This window comes from Tenacibaculum profundicola, from assembly GCF_057220795.1.
Map to the genome: position 1 here is coordinate 951,716 of NZ_CM170137.1, position 24,669 is coordinate 976,384.

Here is a 24,669-nt window from a genome sequence, read left to right on the forward strand (position 1 = left end):
GCTTACTCGTACTCGCCACTAGTTGCAAACTAGCGCTTTTTATATTTTTTGCTGTTTGGCTTACTCTTACTCGCCACTAGTTACAAACTAGCGGTAGCCATTACTTTGACATACTAGCGCCATCTGGGGTTACAAATTGTTACGATTTCTTTTTCTATTTTAGGCGTAAAATTTGTTGAGAGTTTGATTTTTTCAATTTTCAAAGAAGGATTATCCCAATCTTTATTTAAAATAAACTTTTCACTATAGTTTACTTTGTAATAATTTAAATTTTTAGATTCATCTATGTAAAATAACCTTACATTATCTGACAAACTGTTTATAATAAAAGATTTATTTTGAACTAAATCAACTACCAATATCTGATAAAAATTAGCCATTAAACCAGTTGATTCTTTATTAAAAGAAAAGAATAATAAAAATTCATTATTTAATCTATTTATTTTATATGCTTCCAAAAAACTACTATCTATTCCTTTTTTCCAATCTTTTAAAATATCATTATCTGAATAAAGGTTTACATCTTTTATTTTAATGTAATTGGTAACAATGGGTTTTCTAATATTAACTATCGAATCTAGACAGTTTTTTTTTTGACTAATATTTATTTTTTTTTCCTTATTAAGGATAAGCTTTTCGCTCTTCATTTCTTTACACCCCATAGAAGTTATAATAAAAATTGTAAAGAAATATTTAATATATATATAAAGTTTACCCATAATTATTGATTTCCGTTCCATCTTGTATTATTTCCCGCTGATTGCATCCATGCATTAGTTAAACGCATAAAGGTTGTTCCTCCTGAAGCTCCAGTCGACTCATACTTATAAATCCAACTATGCTTAGATTTATGATTTCCTAAATTCCATAAATCATGTGCCGTATCAGTAAATTTAAACCCTGTAAGATAAAACCTTTCATGAGCCTTAGAATAATTTACTTTTTTAGCAAAATCAACACCATGCCAATAATACCCACCTCCTGAATAATCAGCATTAAAATAACCTTTCATTACTCCTAAGTAAGCATTATTTACCTGTGCCTTATTTGCATAAATACTATTTATTTTATCTCTTTCACTCCAACCATAAATACCGCCTCCTGATGCTACTTGTAAAATGGTCTTTCCGTCAGCTGTGGCTCGATTTTCCATTACCGAATATATTCCAGCTGCCTCATCAGAAGTCATTTGGGTACTTCCTTCTGCAAACAAAGTACCTGCAATGTCCTTGAATGTTGCGTGTCCCATTCTAATAATTTGACTATTATCTGATAAATGCCCCCAATATGCTGATTCATGACCTCCTGTCCATAATGAGGATAATGTTCCAAATACTCCTGAATCAACAAAAGCAACTTGGTCAATTCCATCATTTATATTTCCTAAATACGCACCTGTATCTTGGTCATAATAATCTGTAGGTGGACTAAAAGCTCCATCAGGGTCAACTCTACTTACCCAGTTATTTCCCATTGACATATATGGACTATGAAACTGTCCAGCTGGGTCTGTCGTTAACCACCTATTTATACGTGGGTCATACAATCTTAATTCAAACGCTACTTTCCCAGTTTCCGGGTCAGTTTCAGCATATTCCCCTTGATACCCATATCTGTATGTTCCATCAGTAAGTTTACGATTAGGCATCGCCATCCCGCCAGGATAGTAATCCGTGGTACTAGTTGCTATCGCTTGACTTCCGTTTTTAGCAATTACTGCACGTACATTTCCTAAATGGTCTGTTAGTTGATAAACGCTGGTTCCTGTGGCTTTATTGTATATTCCCAATCTGGATGCTCCATATATTGGTAATTCTTTTAACTGTTGGTTTTCGTAAATGAATTTGTATTTTCTACTCATAGCGCTACTAAAATACAAAAAACTACCTCAATTATCTATAATTAAGGTAGCTTACTTTTTTGTTTGTCTATCTGTTATGGCTTAGCTGGTACGGTACCCGACAGAGTCGAGCACTAGCCGTTACTTGTTATTTAGTCATTCGGGCGCGAGCGGGGGGATACGTTAAAGCTTACTCATAAACGGTACTAGTTACAAACTAGCACTAGCGATTACGTAACATACTAGCACCATCAGGGGTAACGCTAAAAAAGCTTACTCCTCTTAAACCAAAAAACTACCTCACAATTTAATGTAAAGTAGCTTTATATTTTTTTCTGTTTGGCTTACTCTTACTTGCCACTAGTTGCAAACTAGCGGTAGCCATTACTTTGACATACTAGCGCCATCAGGGGCACGGACTACAAGTCCGCGCTATCGGGTCTTTTTTTAATCTAACTTATTGTATACCTTCAATATTTTTATTGAATCTGTTTTAAATAAAATTCCAGAAGATGCTCCTGTTGGACGTCCATAAAAGAATTCATAAATAGAATCTAATTCAGTATCATAATTATAAAATGAATTATTTTTAGTTTTTTTTACAGAAATAGGTTGCCCCATAATATCTATTGCCTTTTTAAAGCTCATCCCTTTTTTTAAGCTTTTAGAATTCTCTAAATTCTGGTTCTCTTTTGTATTATCAAAACAACTTAACATCAAAACCAAAAATACTACACCTAATATTTTTTTCATTATCTATTCGGATTAGTCAAGTAATTACTATAATTATTTATGAAATTCTTATTATTTAATGCATTGTGTATATACAACCCTCTTTTAATCCCTTCAAATTCTAATGCTTCACTTCTGATTACATCAAAAAATCCTTCTCCAACTCTATTAGAATAAAAATCTTGGGGCTGAAAAGCAGAATCCCAATAACCTAAAAGACCTTGACCTATTTCAGTTAATAAACCATTCAACTGACCATAAGCTCCAATAACTAAAGCATGCCTCATATCAATAACCCTATTCTTTACAGAAGGGTCTAAAACATATCTATATTCAAGATTTGGACCACCTCTTTCAGTAATTATATTTCCGGCTGGTCTTTCATTTGCTAATTCAGAAAATGATTTTCCTTGATTAATTTGTTTAAATTCATCCCAAGTTACAGACTCACTATAATGGTCAACACCAGGTCCTAAAAAATTTCCAATTTGCCCCCAATAAGCATCTAAATTACCAGAATTAAATGTATTGAGCAAACTATTATATTGGTCTTTGGTTACATGAAGAGTGCCTGTTTTACCATCATTTATAGTGCCTAAAGTTTCTCCCGTTTCTGAATCTACATAATCAGTTGGTGGGCTGTAGCCTCCATCTGGGTCTGTTCTACTTACCCAGTTATTCCCCATTGCTAGATAAGGACTATCAAATTGCCCCGCTGGGTCTGTGGTAAGCCATCTATTTATTCTTGGGTCGTAAAGCCTTAACTCGAACGCAACTTTTCCTGTTTCTTTGTCAAGCTCTTGACCTTGGTAGTTATACCTATAATCTCCAACAACATTTCGATTGGGCATCGCCATCCCGCCAGGATAGTAATCCGTGGTACTGGTTGCTATCGCTTGACTTCCGTTTTTAGCAATTACTGCACGTACATTTCCTAAATGGTCTGTTAGTTGATAAACGCTGGTTCCTGTGGCTTTATTGTATATTCCCAATCTGGATGCTCCATATATTGGTAATTCTTTTAACTGTTGGTTTTCGTAAATGAATTTGTATTTTCTACTCATAGCGCTACTAAAATACAAAAAACTACCTCAATTATCTATAATTAAGGTAGCTTACTTTTTTGTTTGTGTATCTGTTATGGCTTAACTGGCACGGTACCCGACAGAGTCGAGCACTAGCCGTTACTTGTTATTTAGTCATTCGGGCGCGAGCGGGGGATACTATCACTTACCTCTTAACGAATGACAAAAAAAAGATGTAAACCCATTTGTTTTTTCATTCTTTTTAGATTTAATCTGTCATGAAGTTTAAGTTTTAAATTCATTAGGTCTAATCTTATTTCGTCTGCATGTTTTTTGTGATAAAACGGCATCGAAAAATTTCCTCCGCTTCCCCTGCTAAAGATAGTTCCGTCATTATTCATTACCAAAAATTGATAAGTCTTTTGTTTTATGAATCCGTCCAATAGAATACAATCAAATGATAATTTTATTTCTTTCTTTTTTTTTAGTTCATTACTAAATATCTGACATAATGATTTCGACATATTAAAGCTAATAGAATCATTAAGTTTAAACGTTTTATATTCATATTTGCAATTCAACTCAAATTTCTTTTTTACACCCACTACAAAATGAGATTCCTTACAAACAATATTCTTTTTTTTTGTTGATTGACTATATAAACTAAACAGAACCCAGAAAAAAAATACGACAAAGAAAATTCTTCTAAACATTATTATCTAAATAAGTGATTGAAATAATAGGGCTCCCAATTTCTATTAAAAGTAGCGCCTCCATATGATGTTCCTAATTTTTTTTCCTCATGAATCCATTGTTCTAACTTATCAAAATACTCATTCAGTCCAGGAGATTTATGATTCTTAAAATGAACCCCATATTTCTGAGCAAAATTAAGAGCACTATCTTTATCTCTATAAAACGGAATACCAGCTTCATTATTAATAACACCTGTTATCATTTTAGCTTCAAATTCCATATTACCAAAATCCGCACCATGGGATACGTTCCAAACATGATCATACTCAAAATTTCTAGCAGCTTCTGAACCTACATAAAATTCAAATTGATTGGCATGCACTATTTCCTCAGTAAAAGCTTCTCCTAGTAATTTCTTACCTTTCATATATTTCTTGTTAATATGTATCTTACCTCCCGCCTTACTTGGGTCTTTTGGTGCGGCCAAACCATCTTCCCCAATTACATCAATATCATAAGGATGTTCTGGCAAAAAAGCTGCTACATAATCCCCCCCAGCATTGTCAAAAGTGATGGTATAAGTTAAATCTGACTCTCTTAGTGTTTTCCAATTTTTTCTAAAAGTAGGAGAAAATAAACGTCTCGGAAGTGTAGAAAACCATAGCCCTACTTTATCCCAAAAACCAAAGGATTTATCATATACGATTTTCCCTCCATCAGGGTCAATATTAGAAATAGGATTATTATTCATTCCCCAATAGGGAGAATAACCTCCTTTTTTCGGATCTGTAGTCAACCATCTACCAATTCTAGCATCCCATAGTCTTAATTGAAACGCTTCCTTTCCTGTTTCTTTATCTTTTTCTTGTCCTTGGTAGGCATAGCGATATGGTTCTCCATTAACAATCTGTCTATTCGGCATTGGCATACCAAAAGGATAGTAATCCGTGGTACTAGTTGCTATCGCTTGACTTCCGTTTTTAGCAATTACTGCACGTACATTTCCTAAATGGTCTGTTAGTTGATAAACGCTGGTTCCTGTGGCTTTATTGTATATTCCCAATCTGGATGCTCCATATATTGGTAATTCTTTTAACTGTTGGTTTTCGTAAATGAATTTATATTTTCTACTCATAGCGCTACTAAAATACAAAAAACTACCTCAATTATCTATAATTAAGGTAGCTTACTTTTTTGTTTGTGTATCTGTTATGGCTTAGCTGGCACGGTACCCGACAGAGTCGAGCACTAGCCGTTACTTGTTATTTAGTCATTCGGGCGCGAGCGGGGGGGGCTACCTAAACCAACTATAATCAAAAAATAAGGATATAAAAAAAGGAATTATCCCTAGGAAAACAATATAAAGCAAAATCTTTTTATGATCTGTTTTAATTACTTCTCTATAGTCACTATAATCAGTAAATATTATTATTAGTATTAAGGCGATCTGAATGTAATCAATATTCAAAAAGGAAACATGATCTATAACTGGAATTAATAATACAGGATATATTAGTAAAATTATTAAGTACGATAAAACCAATCTTCTATCTTTAACATCCCATCTTTTATTAATAAAGATCTTAACCGCAATTAAAGAACCTAGTCCCCCAAATAATAACAACCTAAATGTGAAAGCCTCTTTAACAATAAATAAAAATAATCCATCTTGGATATAGGTTAAAAAATTATTTAATCCTTTTCTAATAAAAAAAATAGAATTTATAAAAATTAAAAAGCTTAGTATTTTTTCCAGTATTCGCATTATTCGTCTTTAATTTTATGTTGATCTGGAAAAGGTATATCGTCATGTACAAAATTCCATCTTCTTTTTTACCTTCATTGGTAAATATTAAAGTGTTTTTGAACATAGTTCCTCCTCCATTAGTAATTCTGACTAACGTTTTTATAATGCTTTGAAAACCAGTGGTTAAAGATTCTGGTTTTCGGATGTATTTTTTCTCCTTTTTCCTTCTAAACGTTAGCTTAAAGAGATTAATTTTTTTCCGAAATGGAAGGAATTTTAACCAACGTTGATTATCTGGTTTAACATTATGTCTAAAATATGTTCTATCCATATAATTTCCTCCTGGTGTTTGAAAGGATACTTCCATTTTCCTATTATTTATTACTACCACGTCAGACCAAGTCCCTCTACCTTTAGTTTCTAATCCTGATAGACTTAATGCCTGTTCTCTTGGATATCCTAGTCCTGTATTCCAAAGTCTTTCATCGCCTACATAAACCTCTCCATTTTCTCTTTTATAATCAGTAAAATGTCTTTTTGTAATATCAATTGCTTCAAGTGCTATAGGGGTTGCTTCTGACCTTAAATAACTTTCATAATCAAAAGACGGACCATTAGCAGAAAAATATCTATCGAAAAAACCTAAATTTGACTTGAACATGTCTCTTGTTTCTAGCATTGTTTTTCCCCCGTATACCAACCCCTGAGCCTGCGCTTGTTCTTTAGACGTTATGCTTTTGTCCCAATAAAAATTCTTCCCATCTTTACTTACCCAATCATCTGTACTCCCTCCATCAGGGGCAATCTTATTCATAGGATTATTTCCCATACCTAAATAAGGTGAACTAAACTCACCTTTTGGGTCAGTCGTCAACCACCTCCCTATTCTCGCATCCCATAAACGCAGTTGAAAAGCTTCCTTCCCAGTTTCAGGGTCTTTTTCTTGCCCTTGGTAGGCGTATCTATAAGGCTCTCCATTTATAATCTGGCGGTTTACGTAAATGAATTTGTATTTTCTACTCATAGCGCTACTAAAATACAAAAAACTACCTCAATTATCTATAATTAAGGTAGCTTACTTTTTTGTTTGTGTATCTGTTATGGCTTAACTGGTACGGTACCCGACAGAGTCGAGCACTAGCCGTTACTTGTTATTTAGTCATTCGGGCGCGAGCGGGGGAGGCTAAACCAATAAGGCTATATCAATCAAAATAGAATTTTCTTTTCTCCATCTTATTCTTTTTTCTTTTTGGTTTTCTACATTTACACAAATTAAATAATCCCTATCATAAGATTTAACAGTATAATTGACACCTAAACTGTTAATAGACTCTACGTGTTTTTCAAAAAACACTTTCCATTGAGTAAACTCAAAAGGGCTTTGTTTTGCTATAAACACTTTCTCATTTTTATTAAACAAAACTTCATAAGACTTCCTATTCTCATTTAAAACTACAAAATTCATTATACCATAATCAGGCTTATAAAAAAGAGGACATATTAATCGATTAAATTTTCCGCAAAAGTTCAATTCTTCTTGCCTGTTTGATAAATTTTTGTCTTTATAAAAAATAATCTTTTCTTCGCAATCGTAATTCCATAATAAAATACCTATTCCTAAGCTAGAACCTTGATTAACATAACTACACCCAATAAACTTGCTTTCATTATGTTTTTTAATTTCATTTTTCTTACCATTCTTTTTAATAAGGTCAACAGTAGTTACTTTATTCTTATCTAATACTACCTCTCTTTTTTTTTCTGCTTTATTACAAGCAATTACTAAAAGAAGAAAAATTATCATTGTTATTTTTTTCATCGTCCTATTGTCCTATATGTAAATGATCCTTATGCTTATACTGATTATTATTTCCTACATGAGTAAATCGATTTCCATAAGAGTAATTTTTACTAAAACCATGCTTTTGAGCTGTTTGAAAAAATAAATTAGTTTTCTGTATACCCGCCGATAAATAAGCTCCTCTCCCTCTTAGCTCTGTACCACTTCCTGTAAAATAATGAATATCTATTGATTCTCCTGTATAATGTGTACTATGTCCTAAATTATGAGATGGATTATATGCAGAAATATCCCCATAGTGTACAATAAAACCTCCGTTTCCTGTCATAACACTTTTAGTTAAATCATGAAAATCTACAAAAGTTTTATATAAACTTAAAAATGTGCTTTTACTAATATAATTATCTCCTGTATGGGTTTCTCCTCCAAAAACAGTATAATTCTCATTATTTCCGTTATTATTACCTGCCCAATCTGTATAACGAGCAAATCCTTTTCCTGATTCTGGAAATCTAAACATTCCAAAATTATTAGGTTTAATCGGATTGTCTCCAAACCCTATATTTCCATCTGCCATATTTGAATATAATGAAAGATTAAACCAATCTGAATTTTCAACTAAGACAATTTGATTTATTCCATCGTCAACATGTTTATGCTCCCCTGTCTCTTTATTTATGAAATCAGTAGGAGGACTATAACCCCCATCAGGATCTATTCTACTTACCCAGTTATTTCCCATTGCGATGACTAAATAACAACCATTCTTTTCTACTTTCTTGTGGGTTACTTTCTATAGTTTCTATAACTTTTTTACTTGTATACCTCTTAAAATCTCTTAATAGCTCCATTGGTTACTCTTTGTTCGATCTAAATATAAAATGTACATGACTCGGCATAAAACAATAACAATACACTTCCATTCCTTTTTCTTTTCTACAGTAACTTACACTCTCTGCTAACACATCAAAGTATATTTGTCTAGTAAATACATCTACCCAATATACTGTAGCAAAACTCACAAAGTATAATCCTGATTTATTATGGAATTTATATTTTCTACTCATAGCTTATCCAAATATAAAAATTTTCTTTAAGCTATTCCAAATAAAATAATAAGCTAGCGATCGACTCCTGTCGAGTGCTTTAGTATACTTTCATTTTCTTTAATTCTTTCTTCAAAAAAACACCTCACAAAATAATGTAATACCAATTCGGATATAAAATGGTTGTAAATAAATACGTTTTAACGATTATATTATGTCCGAATTGGTATAAGGTAGTTTCTATATTGTTTTTAAACTAATTTTGCTTACTAATAAACGGTACCCGACAGAGTCGAGCACTAGCCATTACATTTATCTATTCATTCGGGCGCGAGCGGGGGTAAACTCTCTAAATCGATATGTTAAACAATGGAAGTAAAATAATTGTATAACTCATTTACCATTTGAATTTACCGTAATAAAACTGTAGCCTTTTTCCCTTTATATTTCAATATAATAAGAAATCATAGCTTCTGCTATTACTTTTTTGTTTGTGTATCTGTTATGGCTTAACTGGTGCGGTACCCGACAGAGTCGAGCACTAGCCGTTACTTGTTATTTAGTCATTCGGGCGCGAGCGGGGAACAGGGCAACTATTCCCATACTTTTATATACCCAACCTCTTTTCTGTTTTTATCAAATTCTATTATCTTAAAAACCAATGTGTCCTTTAACTTAGGCTCTTTAAGAAATACTTGTGGACTTAACAATTCACTTGAAATGGAGTCGAAAAATTCTGCATTAGAAATAGACAAAATATAACTCGTTTCACCAATTCTCAAACCAGTAGGACACGAAACTTGATATGGAAATTTACTTTTTAAAGAAGTATCAGTTTCAAACATACTTTTCTTACTGTAGGTAAACCCCTTTTCTATATAACAATCAAATTTTAAACTATCTAAATTAGACCCAAAATTAAGTTCTTTTACCATTATATTTCTTTCAATGGATTCTTTTATATTTCCGTAGGTAGAACGTCTGTACTTCCATTGTTCTCTTGCATCCCAACCAACATATCTATTTATACGTCCGATTATAAGGTAAACTATTACACTAATTGAAAATACTAATACAATTATTCTAATTATTTTTTTCATTTATTTAAAGTGTCTAGGTGAAACAATTCTACCTTGAGTATATTTAAAATCATTTCTACTTCCTGTTGATTTGAAAATACTCTTATTCATAGATTTTAAAAGTTCAGTAAGTAAATCAGATCTCCACGAATTGGGTAAGAGAATATCAAAGCCATATCTTGTCTCTTCATACCAATTTAAGCTCTCCTTACCTTTTCTATGTGCAAAAACTCGGGCAAGAGTCTCTTGCGGTACATCGATACAAGAAGCACCACAAATCCCATATTTTTTTATGAGATGCTTGATCTCTTGCAGCATCAAATGCTAAATTATCCTCAGTTTGACTAGTGGTTATCCTAATATATTTATCATAATGATGCGTGTGCTTTTTATTTGATTTATTAACTGCGACCATAACTTGTTCTGCAGTCATACCCGTACCTCTGAAATCATTAACAATATATTTATTATCACCCACTTTATAATTTCCCAAATCTGGGTAAACACTATCTCCATAGGCACTACCACCTCCTTCTCCATTAGCACTCGTACCATTCATCGAAAGATACCTCCATCCTTCTTCTTCATTTCCTATTAAAACAGCTCCATGCCCCATTCCTGCTACCGCCTTACTATCAGTTAATATAATAATATCACCACCATCTGGATCAATAGCGACAGTTGGTCTATTTCCCATACCTAGATAAGGACTATCGAACTCATGTTTTGGATCATAAGTCAACCATCTACCAATTCTAGCATCCCATAAACGTAATTGAAACGCTTCCTTCCCAGTTTCAAGGTCTTTTTCTTGTCCTTGATATGCATATCCATAAGGTTCACCATTTATTATCTGACGGTTTGGCATTGGCATCCCAAAGGGATAGTAATCCGTTGTACTGGTTGCTATCGCTTGACTTCCGTTTTTAGCAATTACTGCACGTACATTTCCTAAATGGTCTGTTAGTTGATAAACGCTGGTTCCTGTGGCTTTATTGTATATTCCCAATCTGGATGCTCCATATATTGGTAATTCTTTTAACTGTTGGTTTTCGTAAATGAATTTGTATTTTCTACTCATAGCGCTACTAAAATACAAAAAACTACCTCAATTATCTATAATTAAGGTAGCTTACTTTTTTGTTTGTGTATCTGTTATGGCTTAGCTGGTACGGTACCCGACAGAGTCGAGCACTAGCCGTTACTTGTTATTTAGTCATTCGGGCGCGAGCGGGGCGCACGGACTGCAAGTCCGCGCTATCGGGTTAACATTTTCTATTATTTTGTTATTTTCAGAATCAAAAATTTTAAAATATTCTTCCTCGGCTAATAACTTAAATTTATTCTCTCCGAAAGTATAAATAGAATTTTTAAATATCATGTTCCTGTAAAACACTTGCTTTTGATTTTTTGGAGGGAATTTTTTACAGATTTTTTTTGATATCTCTAATTGACTATTATTAATAGAAAAATCAATATCTCCGCAACCTAAACTACCAATATCGCTGTCTTTATAAATTAAAACTTTATCCTCAATAGAATTAGTTGATCGATTATATATTACAGCATAAACTTCTTCTAAAAGTTTAGGGAATTTTTTACTTCTAAATACTTCATATAATAATATTGTTCTTGATTTATTAAAATCAATTCTTCCTAATGGAAAATACTTAGTTCCGTCGTACCTATCAAAACACATATTACTAACATCACATAAATAATTTATAACGAATAGTGAATCCAAATATTTATCTTCATTGTTTTTATGTTTTATTAAGTTATAGACTTTTTTAACATCTATATTTTTAATTGAAATACTATCTATTAACTCAAAATTTAAATCAATATAAGGTGTATTCTTTGCTTTTTCTTTAGTTTTATCCTGAGTATATTTTTCACATGAAAAAAAGAAAAATAAAACAAAAATTAAACAATACTTCATCATAATAAATATTTTAATTCCTTAGGTTAGGTCTAATTTCAGTAAGAATAAATTCATTATTTGAATATGAATTATTATTAAAATGTAATTTATGTTTTAAACCATCTACATTGTCTAAATAAATAAAATAATTTCCATTAATATCATCACCTCTTCCTACTAATGTTACGAAGTGACCTACTAATTTATTTGTATTGTATGTGTCTCCAACAGATGGTTTACCTTCATAAAGGTATGACAACCCCGTCAACAAAGGAGCTCCTAACTCTAACTCTGAATTTATAGTAGACACAGCTAAGGGTCTACTTAACGGTAAATTTCGTCCTTGATATGACTTCTGTATATTGTTGTCAACGATCAAATAATAGCCCCCGTTTACCCAATCAGGATAAGCACCAGCTTTGTTACATTGTGATCTCGCTGCGCCCTCACAATCACCTACTTCACTGTACCTCACTGTTCTCTGACCTTCAATAACATTTTCTATAGTGGAAAATAAGTCATTTCTAATTTTTCCATGTTCTGAACTACTTAATGAATTTCTAATGCGTAAATGATTATCATTTGAAGAATCAAAAACTCTTGACAACCAACTAGCTGTCATAAATGCGTTATATGAATTTAACTCAACCACTTGATTAATACCATCATTTACATGTGTTGTATGAGTCACACCATTTTCATCAGTGTAAATATAATCGGTATCTTCTCCACCATCAGGATCTATTCTCGATATTGGATTATTCCCCATCCCCATATATGGCGAATGGTATTGTCCAGCAGGATCGGTCGTCAACCACCTACCAATCCTAGCATCCCATAAGCGTAATTGAAACGCTTCCTTTCCAGTTTCAGGATCTTTTTCTTGTCCTTGGTAGGCGTAACGATACGGTTCTCCATTAATGATTTGCCTATTTGGCATTGGCATACCAAAGGGATAGTAATCCGTTGCGCTACTGCCAGCTGTTAGTACTTCTCCTCTAGCTGTTTTACCTACTGTAGCACGGACATTTCCTAAATGGTCTGTTAGTTGATAAACGCTGGTTCCTGTGGCTTTATTGTATATTCCCAATCTGGATGCTCCATATATTGGTAATTCTTTTAACTGTTGGTTTTCGTAAATGAATTTGTATTTTCTACTCATAGCGCTACTAAAATACAAAAAACGCAGGTTGTCATTTGTAATGGCAACCATTTTTATTTTATTCCTATTATTTTTATTAAACAACAAACTACCTTACCATCTAATGTAAAGTAGCTTTTATAACTTATTGTTTGCCTTACTCGTATTCGCCACACGAAAGGATTTTCCAATAAGCGGAACAGGCAGTGCGGTAGCACTAATTTTTATCGCTCATTCGCGCGGCATCTGGGTAGCAGCAATTACTTTGTCTTTCGCGCGCCAGGACAGTTATTTGTAAAAACGTCACGTAAATAGCACCTCGTTAAAGGTGGTGTTTTATTATTCACATAATGGGAACAGTATTTTATAATACTTATCTTTATTTCTTTTATGGTAATAAGTCTTGCCTATATCAGCTGTTGCAGTCTTCTCATTGTAATAAGAAGCATTAATTAAACATACTATAAATTTTTTAGGATTATTTATAAATTTACCAAACGATAAATTCATATTTCTAACAAATTCTTTTTTACTACTGCAGCCTCCATCGTCAGGATAGTTATATATTTTAATTTTATTATTGCTTAAAAAATAATAAAAATTGTTGCTATATATATAAGTACTTCCTTGCCTTATCAATTTTTTCTTATCCCTATTCTTTTTCAATTTTTGCATTTCAATTATAAACTCCCCATCATATTTAGGTAAATTAAAAACTATAGGATTATCCAAACTAATTGTATCTACAACAAAAAAATTATATTCTTCTTGTGCTACAAGAGCATAGCTATATAAAGCTAAAATAATTAGTAATAAAAATTTAATATTATTATTCATTTGTTATTATTCTACCGTTTCTAAATCTTCTATTTGTTTGAGGAGAATTAACTTCTGTAGCGTTCTGAAAATGCAATGTTGCTTGCTCTTAACCGCCACTCGTAAGGACACGAGCGGTAGCAATTACTTTCTCATTCTCGCGCCAGGGCTACCAATAAGCATAAAGTAATAATAAGCAAAGCAATATTGAAATACCAATTGATAAATACCAATTAGTATAACGGCTCGAATTTTCTTTTTTAAAAAAAATAAAAATATTTTTATTTCTTAAATTAAATAAAGTAAAAACTCCCAAAAAGACAATTAAAACTTCTACAAAATCCACATATCCTATGTAATAAGAAGCTCTTACAATTATTTTAACCAAAAGGTAAATAATTATAGTAATTAAGGATCCTCTTATTAGCGTAATACTAACTTTTATTTTCTTAAAAAACAATACACAACCAAAAAATAACATCGAAAGAATTAAGCTATAAATTATTAGTCGCATAAGACTATCTGGTTGACCGTAAATATTTTCTCTTCGCCCCTTATGAATACCAAAACTAAATAACCTAGCATAAGATTTATATAATGGATAAATAATTAATAGTAATAGTATGTAAATATTTCCTTTAATTTTATATTTCAAATTCATCATTTTGGCGATTTTACAGATGATTTTATATTTTTTAATATGGTAACACCATTATATTTTGTCCTTAGTTTTTTTCTTCTTCGGTTTCTAAGAATATTTGCGTTATTAACAGCTCTACTTTCTCCTCTAAAATCAACATAATCGCTGATACTTCTATTTCCTCTTTCTTTTTCACTCATACTTTCGGCTTTTCTTTTTGATCTATTTTATTTTTACCAACTTTTTTATTACGAGCAATAAAAACTAATAAAAAAAGTAACCATCAATAATTTATCTATTTTTCTCATCGTCCTATATGTAAATGATCTTTATGTTTATATTGGTATTATTTCCTGTATGGGTAAATCTATTTCCATATGAGTAATTTTTACTAAAACCATGCTTTTGACCCAATACTACCGCTAATCTCCTGCTATCGGGAAACATACTATTTAAACCCAAATTATACAATAGAACTTCGTCATAAGAGAGGTATGTCCAATAAAAGTAAGTGCTTTCTCTCGTTTAACATAACAACACGATAGTCAAATCCAAAAGTACAACGAAATGATTGATTTTACAGTGACTTCATCTTGTAATACCTTACTATGTTAATTTACCGAACATAATTGTTTATGGTAAATACCGATGTAGAAGTAACACGAAAGCATGACTTTTAGGAAATAGTTGTGTAATTTTACTAAGAATCGGTATAACAGATATTCTATTGTATAATTCAGGTTTAAATGAAACATTTTAATGTTTAGAGAGTAGTATACCAACCCGCTTTAACGTCCAGCTTTTGTAGTCGAATGTATTTAACAAAGCTTTAACAAAGCCACTTTAAACCATCTTTATACCCAATGGTCTAATTCTTAATTAGAATCAAATCTCAATGAAAAACACCATCCCATTAGTATTATTTTTACTTTTAAATACAATTCTGTTTGCTCAAAGACCTAATTTCAAAGGTTCTGTACCAACAGTTACATTAACAGGAAGGGTTGTTGAAACCGCAACAAAACAGCCTTTGGAGTATGCCACGGTAGTTTTGACACATTTAAGACGAAAAAAAATCACTGGAGGTATTACCGATACCAACGGGTATTTTGAAATTACGGTTCCGAGAGGAGCGTATGCTATAAAGGTTGAATATATCGGATTTAAAACAAAAGATCTTGCTAGTCAACGACTTATTAAAAACACGGATTTAGGTTTGATTTCACTAAGTGAAGATGCGGAGAGTCTTGACGAGGTTGAAATTATCGCTGAAAAATCTACTGTTGAAATACGTCTCGATAAAAAAATATATAATGTGGGTAAAGATATGACCCTCAAAGGAGGAAATGCCAGTGATGTATTGGACAATGTTCCTTCAGTGAATGTAGATGCAGAAGGAGCTGTTAGCCTTAGAGGAAATGAAAATGTTCGCATTTTAATTGATGGAAAACCTTCTGCTTTAGTAGGCCTCAATGGTACAGATGCATTAAGAAACTTGCCGGCTGAAGCTATTGAAAAAGTAGAAGTAATTACCTCCCCTTCGGCACGTTACGACGCGGAGGGTACTGCGGGTATTTTAAATATTATTCTTAGAAAAGGAAAACTAGCTGGTTTTAATGGTTCTGTGAATGTAACCGGCGGAGATCCAACTATGTTTAAAGTTGCTCCGAGCTTAAACTACCGAACTAAAAAAATTAATCTGTTTTCAAATTTTGGTTATTCGTATCGTAAAGGCCCAGGTAATTCGCAAAGTTATTTTACAAATTTTGAGAATGGTGCTATTGATAGTTACCGAAATGAAGACCGAACTTTTGATCGCACAAACAATAATTACAATGGTTCTATAGGTCTTGAGTATTACATTACTAAAAATAGTTCGGTCACAGGGAGTTTTTTTTATAGAAAATCAAAGGGTGAAGATGTGGCTACAAACATTACTACGAACTTTGATGCGGCTCAATTGTTAACGTCTACAGAATATCGAATTGAAAATGAAAATGAGGATAATATTGACCGACAGTATTCTTTAAATTATACGAATAATTTTGACGGAAAAGGAAAAAAGTTAGTCATTGATTATCAGTATAGTGATAGTGAAGAAACGGAAATTTCACCAATTACAGTGAATGATCTCCTTACTGAACAGAATTCGCAAATAACAAGTTCTAGAGATCAGCTTTTTCAGATTGACTATGTGTTGCCTATTGGTGAGGATAATCAGTTTGAAATGGGACACAAAACCATGCTGCAAGATCTGCATTCTGACTTTAGGGTGCGTGATGGTAATGGAAACCCACTTCCTTTTGATCCATCAAATGCTATTGACTTTAAGCAAAATATTTATGCTTTTTATGCTCAATATGGTAGTAAAATTAATAGTTTTTCTTATTTGCTAGGACTTAGAACTGAGATTACAGATATCGATTTACGTGTTTTAACAACCGATCAATTTTCAGACAAAAATTACACCGAATGGTTTCCTACTGTAAATTTAGGGTATGAATTAAATGAAACAGATAATCTTACTTTAGGATATAGCAGAAGATTGAGAAGGCCAAGACATTGGTTTTTAAACCCTTTTGAGTCAAGAAGTTCAGCTACCAATGTATTTAGAGGGAATCCTGATATTAACCCTACCTTTACCAACTCTTTTGATTTAGGTTACACTACAAAAATTAGTAAGTTGACCTTAAATTCTTCTTTGTATTATCAATATTCTACTGATATTATTCAATCTGTTTCTATTATTGAAGAGCGAGAAATTAATGGTATTGCTACGAATGTTTTTGTTCGTCAACCCACCAATTTAAATGATGAAAATCGTTATGGTTTTGAAGTAACCACAAATTATAATCCTGCAAAATGGATGCGATTGTCGGCAACTTTTAATTATTTTAAGTTTAATACAGAAGCCTTTTCTTATGTATATACCGCTGCTAATGGCGATGAAATAACAACCAATTTAGCTGAAGTTAATAATAGTAGTTGGTTTACTCGTTTTAATGCTCGGGTTACGTTACCTGGTCAAATTCAATGGCAAACTCGCATTATGTACCGAGGTCCGCAAGAAACAGCTCAATCGAATAGAAAGGGGATGTTTGTGACGAATTTATCATTTAGTAAAGATATTTTTAAAGAGAAAGCTTCTTTGGTGCTCAATGTAAGCGATCTATTTAATTCTCGTAAAAGAGAAAATACTACATATTATGGAGGAAGAGAAAACCCTAGTTCTATATCAGAGGGGGCTTTTCAATGGAGAGAACGTCAAATATCATTAAGTTTTACCTATCGATTTAATCAAAAGAAAAAACGTCAATCTCAACGAAGAGAGAATAACGACGGAGGTGAAGAGTTTGGAGGGTAATCTTTCATAGTTTTTGAGAGGTATCTTCATTTACCTACCCACCATCGATAGGGATTGGTGCTTTGTCTATTCTTTGAAGAGTTTAGCTTAAATTGATCTTATTTTTACCTTAAAGCTTAAAAATATAGTTTTTAATTGTTTATCAACTTAATAAGAAGTATTTCCGGGGGGATTGCTTCTTATTTCTTTTTATATCATGTATCGTTTCAAATTGATGTAATGTCATCCATTTGAATTTACCGTAATAAAACGTCCTTTTTCCCCTTTCTATTGAGCGTTAGAATTAATAAGATTGCTTCATTTCATTCCCAATGATGCGGGCGTATTAACCGTGAATTGCCAGTTGTCAGTTTTACAATTATCGGTTAAGGCTTATCGGTTTTTAGTTCTTTAAAACACTTAAATATGAATTGAATATACTCATAGATATCGAATTAAAACATCTTTACAAGACTTTAAAACTATTCAAGAGTACATACAATACTACAACTATAAAAGGATATACTGAGCAATAGGGTTTAAAACTCCTACTGATAGAGGCCTAGAAATTACAATGATTACCTCTAAAAATGCGACTTAAATAACACTACCAAATTTATTAAGTAGTCCATACCGTCATTTAGTACCATTCGTCTATACTAATATTGCTTTCAACTAATTGCTACAAAACCTTTTAACTCTTCTAGTATTTTAGTATAAAATTTAAAAGTTTTTATACTTAATTTTTTTTATAATTTTATAGTTTGTTTGTAAAAAAAGTATTCCACTGGGGGAATACTTTTTTTTCGCCCTCTAATGATCCAAACAAATCTCGCGTTTGTTCATTCCAAAAACATGGAAATTCTATCTAAACACATGAAAAAATCATAATCCTTTCTCGAGCGCAGTCTATAGATGGTATGTATCAAAATCAATAATTACAATAAGATCTTGACTTCACAGCCATACATTGAAAATGAAGTAGACGGTTTTGCCAGCTAACAATACTATTTCTAATGTTAATTTGGAGACTATAATTGTTGAGGCAAATTCAGATCGATAGGTGATACTATTTTAACGTTGAATTTTATGTATTCGTTCGAGGTATACAACACTAGCGAGAGTACTATGGAATGCTTAAGTAATATTGCAAAGAAATCCTCAAGATTTGAGGATTTCTTTGTTACACACACTTTATTAGTTAATGATATTTTAAAAAGAATATAAAAATTGAATTATAGTGTTTCATACTCTTCTGCAGAGATAACACCAGTGCTTATATCACGTAACTCTTGAATTTTCGATATAATAAACTCATGAACTTCGGCATCGAAACCATCAGGTTTTTCAATATTATCCGGAAGATCTTCTACAAGCACATAGTTTTCAAAGTAATATGAAAAGTATGGCGTAGAAACACCAAAGTAAACATAATTAAAAGGCTTGATGTCATAAAATTCTCCAAATAGATATCCAAGACGGAATGCTGCACGGTGTTTTGCTCGAATACAGGGTAATGTAGAATTAAAATAAGATTTTTCTCGCAAAAGGGATACATAATTCATCACCGAAGCTGATTTATTCCATGATATATCATATTTTCCACTGCCAAAATAAAATCCTGTAAATCCATCTGCTTCAAATTCTAGACGTCTATAAATTTCTTGATAGGGATGATCGTCAAAGATTCTTCTATCACTATAACCGTGATGTATACCATGCGCTAATATCCATACACAGGCTTCACGTCCCATTTCATTTAAAGCTTTGGTATATAGTTCTTCACCGTAGAAGCTATAGTACGAAAAAATCATGAAATTAGCGGTGTTCTGCCCTTTGGCAACATAAAAACCTCTTTGATAAAAACCCAGAAAATTCGTTGATATAAGAAAGTGTTGGAATTTTATAAACTCGCTTTCCTCCTCATTTATCATATCGAAATCAAGAACACTTGTATTTATTTCGACATTTTCTCCCCATTCTTTATCGATGTAAAAACAATTGACATAAGTAGTAGCTTCAGAATGTAACAAATCTAATGATGCATCGCTTGCTAAACTAACAGGAATGTCTGAGTCTTGTTGATAATTACAATCGGGAACAACAACTTGTTCAAGACTACATTGATCTTTTTTACAGTTAATAAGAAGAATAGAAATCAAAATTAAGAATACTTTGTGTACTATTATTTTCATTGGAATTGATATTTGTGTGAGAATATACTGAGAACACCAGTTGAACTAAACAACAAAATAAGCGAACCTCTACCTGTTTTAAGGTAAAGTATGTTTAGATATAGAATGCAAGCATCCTTAAGGTATACAAATCACTGTTTTACAAGGAACAACTGCATATTACGGCATTTTTTTGGATACACCGCAGATTTTATGTTAAAGTCCCCTCCAGCCACATCCATAAACCACTATATATCATAATTTTACTCAAGCTTTTACGAGTATTATTAACCCATAAGCACGCATTAAAGCTTTACTGATTTTTAGAATAAAAATAACTACTAATTACGAGAGTTATTTTTATCCTAGTAGTCCTTTAATACCATCCTAAGTTCGTAATATATTAAATTTAAAGATGCATCAGGAAAGAACAAAAAGAGGCTAAAAAAATCTTTTAATGAGTAAAAAGAAATTAAAGGGTAATTTCAAATTCCAATCGGTATAAAGCACAAGCATAACGATAAGCAAATTATGCAGTGATTTTATAAGATACGGTATATACTATTTTTTCATATTCAATGTAAATACTACATTTTAGAAACATATTTACGTCTTATAGCTACACATCTATACCTTTCAACTAACTTTCTATGAATCAACAGTTTCATAAAGTACCTTTATCCTGCAATTTTGAAACTTGAATTTCATTTTTCAATGTTTAGTTTGTTTGTGATAAGAAGTATTTTCTTAATACTTCTTATCTTCTTTATCACAGCGCATCAAATCCTGAGGCTTTATCAATATCACTATCAACTCATTACGGATACATACCTTACTATAAATAAAAACACAAAGTTAAATCCGCAGTGTTTCGAAGTTTTATGTAGCATTAAGAGTTAACTTATATTGCTCCATATCCCCGTTTTCTTTTGAAGCTGCGTGTATACTTTGCGTAAGCTAGCGTTTTTGGTTGTAGACAAGCTAGGGTCTTCCTGTAAAATAGCAATGGCCACCTGACGCGCTTGGTGCAGTATTGTAGCATCTTTCACCACATCGGCTATCTTAAGGTTTAAAACACCACTTTGTTGCGTTCCCATAATATTTCCGGGTCCACGAAGTTTTAAATCAACCTCTGCTATTTTAAATCCATCCGTAGTTTCTACCATGGTTTGCAACCTTGTTTTTCCGTCAGAAGACAATTTGTAACTCGACAATAAAATACAATAACTTTGCTCAGCTCCTCTCCCTACTCTACCGCGCAACTGATGTAATTGGCTTAAACCAAATCGCTCTGCGCTTTCAATAACCATTACCGAAGCATTGGGCACATTCACCCCAACTTCAATAACTGTTGTTGCTACCATAATTTGTGTTTCTCCCTTAACAAAACGTTCCATTTCGTAATCTTTATCAGCAGGTTTCATTTGCCCGTGTACTATACTTATTTGATATTTTGGTGTAGGGAATTCACGAGAAATACTTTCGTACCCATCCATCAAATCTTTATAATCCATTGCCTCTGATTCCTGGATTAACGGATAAACGATATATACTTGTCGCCCTTTGTTTATCTCGTCTTTGACAAACTTAAAAACTCCTAAACGATTACTATCATATCGATGAATCGTTTTTATCTCCTTTCTTCCTGGTGGTAGTTCATCGATAACAGAAATATCTAAATCGCCATATACTGACATGGCCAAGGTTCTAGGAATTGGTGTGGCCGTCATAACCAAAATGTGGGGAGGTACTTTACCTTCTTCATTTTCTTGACTTCCTTTTTGCCAAAGTTTAGAGCGTTGCGCAACCCCAAAACGATGCTGTTCATCAATAATAGCAATCCCTAAGTTTTGAAATTGTACTTTATCTTCTAAAATAGCATGGGTTCCTATTAAAATATGCAAAGTTCCATCTGTTAAACCTTCATGGATTTCTCGTCGCTTCTTCGTTTTTGTTGAACCTGTTAACAACTCAACTTGTATTTCTGTTTTTTCTAACAATTCAACAATGCCGTTATAGTGCTGTATCGCTAAAATTTCTGTAGGCGCCATAATAGTTGCTTGGTATCCATTATCAATGGCCAGTAGCATGGTTAACAGTGCCACAATTGTTTTTCCTGATCCAACATCACCCTGTAATAATCGATTCATATGAGCACCAGAGCCAACATCTTTCCGAATTTCTTTTAATACTCGTTTTTGCGCTTCCGTTAAATCAAAAGGTAAATAGTGATTGTAAAAATCGATAAAATGTGCTCCTACGTTTTCAAACACATATCCTCGTAGCTTCGCCTTTCGAATGAGTTTTTTTTGTAATAACTGCAATTGAATAAAAAACAACTCTTCAAATTTCAACCGAAATTGTGCTTTCGCCAATAGCTCTTGACTTTTAGGAAAATGTATATTTAATAGGGCTTCTTGTTTTTTAATTAGTTGTTGTTTATCGAGTATATAAGAAGGCAGCGTTTCTTCAATAGCTCCAAAAATTTGTTCAAATAAATGCTGAATTATTGTACGGGTTACTTTATTGCTAATTCCTTTGTTTGTGAGTTTTTCAGTTGATGGATACACTGGTTGCATGGCTGATTGCAACTTACTTTTATACGCCTCAATGGTTTCCATTTCAGGATGTGGCATACTGGCGGTTCTATTATACCAGTTTAGCTTCCCATAAATTACATATGGAACATTTGTTTTTAACGTATCTTTTATCCATTTTACACCTTTAAACCATACCAATTCCATAGTTCCGGTTGCATCAACAAATGTGGCTACTAACCTGCTCCCTCTTTTTTGTTTTACGGTTTTAATAGCTGTTATTTTTCCTACTATTTGAACTTCTGAAGAGTTTTTTTGCAGTTGATTAATGGTATAAAACTGCGTTTTATCAACGTATCGAAACGGAAACAAATGTAATAAGTCTCTACATGTTTTTATTCCTAGTTCAGTATATAACAATTCTGCTCTTGCTACACTAACTCCTTTTATATATGTTACTGGATGATTTAAGTTCATAAATTTATCCTTACGCTATTCTTTATCTATGTCTATTAAACTCTTCTATTTTCTTTGTCAAACATCTTTGACTGCCATGGTAAACTTCTACTATTGATGTTTTCATTTAACCTTTCATCCTTTTTCTACAATTAGTAAGTAAAACAACGCTGTTTTATAAAGCAATATCCTTCTGATACTACTATTGAAGTAGACTCTCCTACTACAGCGCTAGCATTGCGAAATAAAGATACTTTTTCGATGTTTACAAACTCCTTTGATGTTTTTATATGATTTTTTGTAGCTATTGTGTTTATAGTACTCCTTAAACCTAAGAACAATATTAACATTAACAACTTCATCAATAGATGTATTAGCATTTTTTTTTACTCCTAACGAAAATACAAAAAACCACTAAATTCAGCTATATTTGCAAACTTAAATTGATTAAATGAGATTACATAGAAATTTGGTTTACGCGGTTATTGACAGCTTACGTGATGTTTTTAATGAGGATATGTATGCCGATAAAGCTGTTGAGCAAGCCCTAAAAAGAGACAAACGTTGGGGAGCTCGTGATAGAAAGTTTGTTGCCGAAACTATTTATGATATTGTACGTTGGAAACGTTTATATACTGAAATCGCAAATGTAAAAGTCCCGTTTTCTCGTCCAGATTTATGGCGTATGTTTGCTGTTTGGTGTGTACTAAAAGGGATTCAACTACCTGATTGGAACCAGATTGAACCAACTCCTAACAGACGTATAAAAGGGCGATTTGACGAGCTTTCAAGAATTAGAAAATTTAGAGAGTCTATACCTGATTGGATTGACGAAATAGGTTTGCAAGAGTTAGGAGAAGATGTTTGGACCAAAGAAATTGCTGCTCTTAATAAACAAGCAGATGTAATTTTAAGAACAAATACCTTAAATATTACCAAAGAAAAGTTACAGGGAATTTTAGCAACCGAAGGTATTGAAACCGAATTCATAAGAGGCTATGACGATGCTTTGAAACTGGTAGAACGCGCTAATGTTTTTAAAACAGACGCTTTTAAGAAAGGATATTTTGAAGTACAAGACGCTTCTTCTCAATTAGTAGCTGCATATTTAGATGTTGAACCAGGAATGAAGGTTGTTGATACTTGTGCTGGCGCTGGAGGGAAAACATTGCATTTGGCCTCTTTAATGCAAAATAAAGGGCAAATTATTGCTATGGATATTTACGAAAGTAAGTTGAAAAAGTTAAAGGTTCGCGCCCGTAGAAATGGTGTACATAATGTCGATAATCGGGTAATCGATTCAACAAAAGTGATTAAAAAACTCCATAACAAAGCAGATAGAGTGCTGATTGATGCTCCTTGTTCTGGCTTAGGCGTTATCCGTAGAAACCCCGATAGTAAATGGAAATTACAACCTGAGTTTTTAGATAGAATTAAAGAAACACAACAAGAGGTTCTTCAACAATATTCTAAAATGGTAAAATCTGGCGGAAAGCTGGTTTATGCAACCTGTTCCGTGTTACCCTCAGAAAATCAAGAACAAATTAATACCTTTTTATCCTCAGAAGCTGGAAATGAGTTCGCCTTAGTAAAAGATAATAAAGTTTTAGCTCATAAATCGGGTTTTGATGGATTTTATATGGCCTTATTAGAGAAAAAATAATAACTCCTA

The 24,669-nt window shown here is 32.6% G+C and carries 20 protein-coding genes and 1 pseudogene; 2 read left to right on the forward strand and 19 right to left on the reverse strand.

Annotated features, from left to right (window positions below; translation table 11 throughout):
* Positions 1–113: 113 nt before the first annotated feature.
* The 17 genes and pseudogenes from AC2TDS_RS03985 to AC2TDS_RS04065 form a co-directional block, all read right to left on the reverse strand.
* On the reverse strand, positions 114–719 hold the full coding sequence (locus AC2TDS_RS03985; protein ID WP_484737831.1) for a hypothetical protein: 606 nt from the start codon (positions 717–719) through the stop codon (positions 114–116).
* A 2-nt stretch (positions 720–721) separates the two neighbouring features.
* On the reverse strand, positions 722–1,861 hold the full coding sequence (locus AC2TDS_RS03990; RefSeq protein WP_484737832.1) for an RHS repeat protein: 1,140 nt from the start codon (positions 1,859–1,861) through the stop codon (positions 722–724).
* A gap of 426 nt (positions 1,862–2,287) precedes the next feature.
* Positions 2,288–2,593: a hypothetical protein gene (locus AC2TDS_RS03995; protein WP_484737833.1), complete on the reverse strand. Its 306-nt coding sequence runs from the start codon at positions 2,591–2,593 to the stop codon at positions 2,288–2,290.
* A complete protein-coding gene (locus AC2TDS_RS04000; RefSeq protein WP_484737834.1) occupies positions 2,593–3,636 on the reverse strand; it encodes an RHS repeat domain-containing protein in 1,044 nt (347 codons plus the stop codon). Before AC2TDS_RS04000 ends, AC2TDS_RS03995 begins: the two co-directional genes overlap by 1 nt.
* A 173-nt stretch (positions 3,637–3,809) precedes the next feature.
* A complete protein-coding gene (locus tag AC2TDS_RS04005) occupies positions 3,810–4,121 on the reverse strand; it encodes a hypothetical protein (RefSeq protein WP_484737835.1) in 312 nt (103 codons plus the stop codon).
* A 191-nt stretch (positions 4,122–4,312) separates the two neighbouring features.
* On the reverse strand, positions 4,313–5,428 hold the full coding sequence (locus AC2TDS_RS04010; RefSeq protein WP_484737836.1) for an RHS repeat domain-containing protein: 1,116 nt from the start codon (positions 5,426–5,428) through the stop codon (positions 4,313–4,315).
* Positions 5,429–5,996: 568 nt separating this feature from the next.
* The gene (locus tag AC2TDS_RS04015; RefSeq protein WP_484737837.1) at positions 5,997–7,064 is read right to left on the reverse strand and encodes an RHS repeat-associated core domain-containing protein; all 1,068 of its coding nucleotides are present in this window, start codon (positions 7,062–7,064) and stop codon (positions 5,997–5,999) included.
* Positions 7,065–7,223: 159 nt separating this feature from the next.
* Positions 7,224–7,859 carry a hypothetical protein gene (locus AC2TDS_RS04020; protein ID WP_484737838.1) on the reverse strand — a complete coding sequence of 212 codons (636 nt, stop codon included), beginning with the start codon at positions 7,857–7,859 and terminating at the stop codon, positions 7,224–7,226.
* Positions 7,860–7,863: 4 nt separating this feature from the next.
* Positions 7,864–8,583 carry a hypothetical protein gene (locus AC2TDS_RS04025; RefSeq protein WP_484737839.1) on the reverse strand — a complete coding sequence of 240 codons (720 nt, stop codon included), beginning with the start codon at positions 8,581–8,583 and terminating at the stop codon, positions 7,864–7,866.
* A pseudogene (locus AC2TDS_RS04030) lies at positions 8,576–8,908 on the reverse strand (transposase); the annotation flags it as partial. The gene AC2TDS_RS04025 and the pseudogene AC2TDS_RS04030, both read right to left, overlap by 8 nt.
* A 572-nt stretch (positions 8,909–9,480) precedes the next feature.
* Positions 9,481–9,987 (reverse strand): hypothetical protein, encoded by a 507-nt coding sequence (locus AC2TDS_RS04035; protein ID WP_484737829.1) that lies wholly within the window; start codon positions 9,985–9,987, stop codon positions 9,481–9,483.
* A 196-nt stretch (positions 9,988–10,183) separates the two neighbouring features.
* Positions 10,184–11,047 (reverse strand): RHS repeat domain-containing protein, encoded by an 864-nt coding sequence (locus tag AC2TDS_RS04040; RefSeq protein WP_484737840.1) that lies wholly within the window; start codon positions 11,045–11,047, stop codon positions 10,184–10,186.
* A gap of 135 nt (positions 11,048–11,182) precedes the next feature.
* Positions 11,183–11,911, reverse strand: a complete 729-nt coding sequence (locus AC2TDS_RS04045) for a hypothetical protein (protein WP_484737841.1) — start codon at positions 11,909–11,911, stop codon at positions 11,183–11,185.
* A 10-nt stretch (positions 11,912–11,921) separates the two neighbouring features.
* On the reverse strand, positions 11,922–13,103 hold the full coding sequence (locus AC2TDS_RS04050; protein WP_484737842.1) for an RHS repeat-associated core domain-containing protein: 1,182 nt from the start codon (positions 13,101–13,103) through the stop codon (positions 11,922–11,924).
* A 267-nt stretch (positions 13,104–13,370) separates the two neighbouring features.
* Entirely contained in the window at positions 13,371–13,868 is a 498-nt protein-coding gene (locus AC2TDS_RS04055) for a hypothetical protein (protein WP_484737843.1), read from the reverse strand.
* Positions 13,869–14,016: 148 nt separating this feature from the next.
* Positions 14,017–14,511, reverse strand: a complete 495-nt coding sequence (locus AC2TDS_RS04060) for a hypothetical protein (protein ID WP_484737844.1) — start codon at positions 14,509–14,511, stop codon at positions 14,017–14,019.
* Entirely contained in the window at positions 14,508–14,687 is a 180-nt protein-coding gene (locus AC2TDS_RS04065) for a hypothetical protein (protein ID WP_484737845.1), read from the reverse strand. The genes AC2TDS_RS04060 and AC2TDS_RS04065 overlap by 4 nt, the downstream gene beginning before the upstream one ends.
* Before the next feature lie 695 nt (positions 14,688–15,382).
* Between AC2TDS_RS04065 and AC2TDS_RS04070 the strand changes: the two genes are divergently transcribed.
* Positions 15,383–17,851 (forward strand): TonB-dependent receptor, encoded by a 2,469-nt coding sequence (locus AC2TDS_RS04070; RefSeq protein WP_484737846.1) that lies wholly within the window; start codon positions 15,383–15,385, stop codon positions 17,849–17,851.
* Positions 17,852–19,065: 1,214 nt separating this feature from the next.
* On the opposite strand, the gene AC2TDS_RS04075 is transcribed toward AC2TDS_RS04070, so the two are convergent.
* Together AC2TDS_RS04075 and recG are read right to left on the reverse strand one after the other, a co-directional pair.
* Positions 19,066–20,025, reverse strand: coding sequence for a hypothetical protein (locus tag AC2TDS_RS04075; protein ID WP_484737847.1), 960 nt, complete (start codon positions 20,023–20,025; stop codon positions 19,066–19,068).
* Between the two features lie 875 nt (positions 20,026–20,900).
* Positions 20,901–23,018 carry an ATP-dependent DNA helicase RecG gene (gene recG / locus AC2TDS_RS04080; protein WP_484737848.1) on the reverse strand — a complete coding sequence of 706 codons (2,118 nt, stop codon included), beginning with the start codon at positions 23,016–23,018 and terminating at the stop codon, positions 20,901–20,903.
* 430 nt (positions 23,019–23,448) lie between these two features.
* On the opposite strand from recG, the gene AC2TDS_RS04085 reads away from it, so the two are divergent.
* The gene (locus AC2TDS_RS04085; protein ID WP_484737849.1) at positions 23,449–24,660 is read left to right on the forward strand and encodes an RsmB/NOP family class I SAM-dependent RNA methyltransferase; all 1,212 of its coding nucleotides are present in this window, start codon (positions 23,449–23,451) and stop codon (positions 24,658–24,660) included.
* Positions 24,661–24,669: the final 9 nt, after the last annotated feature.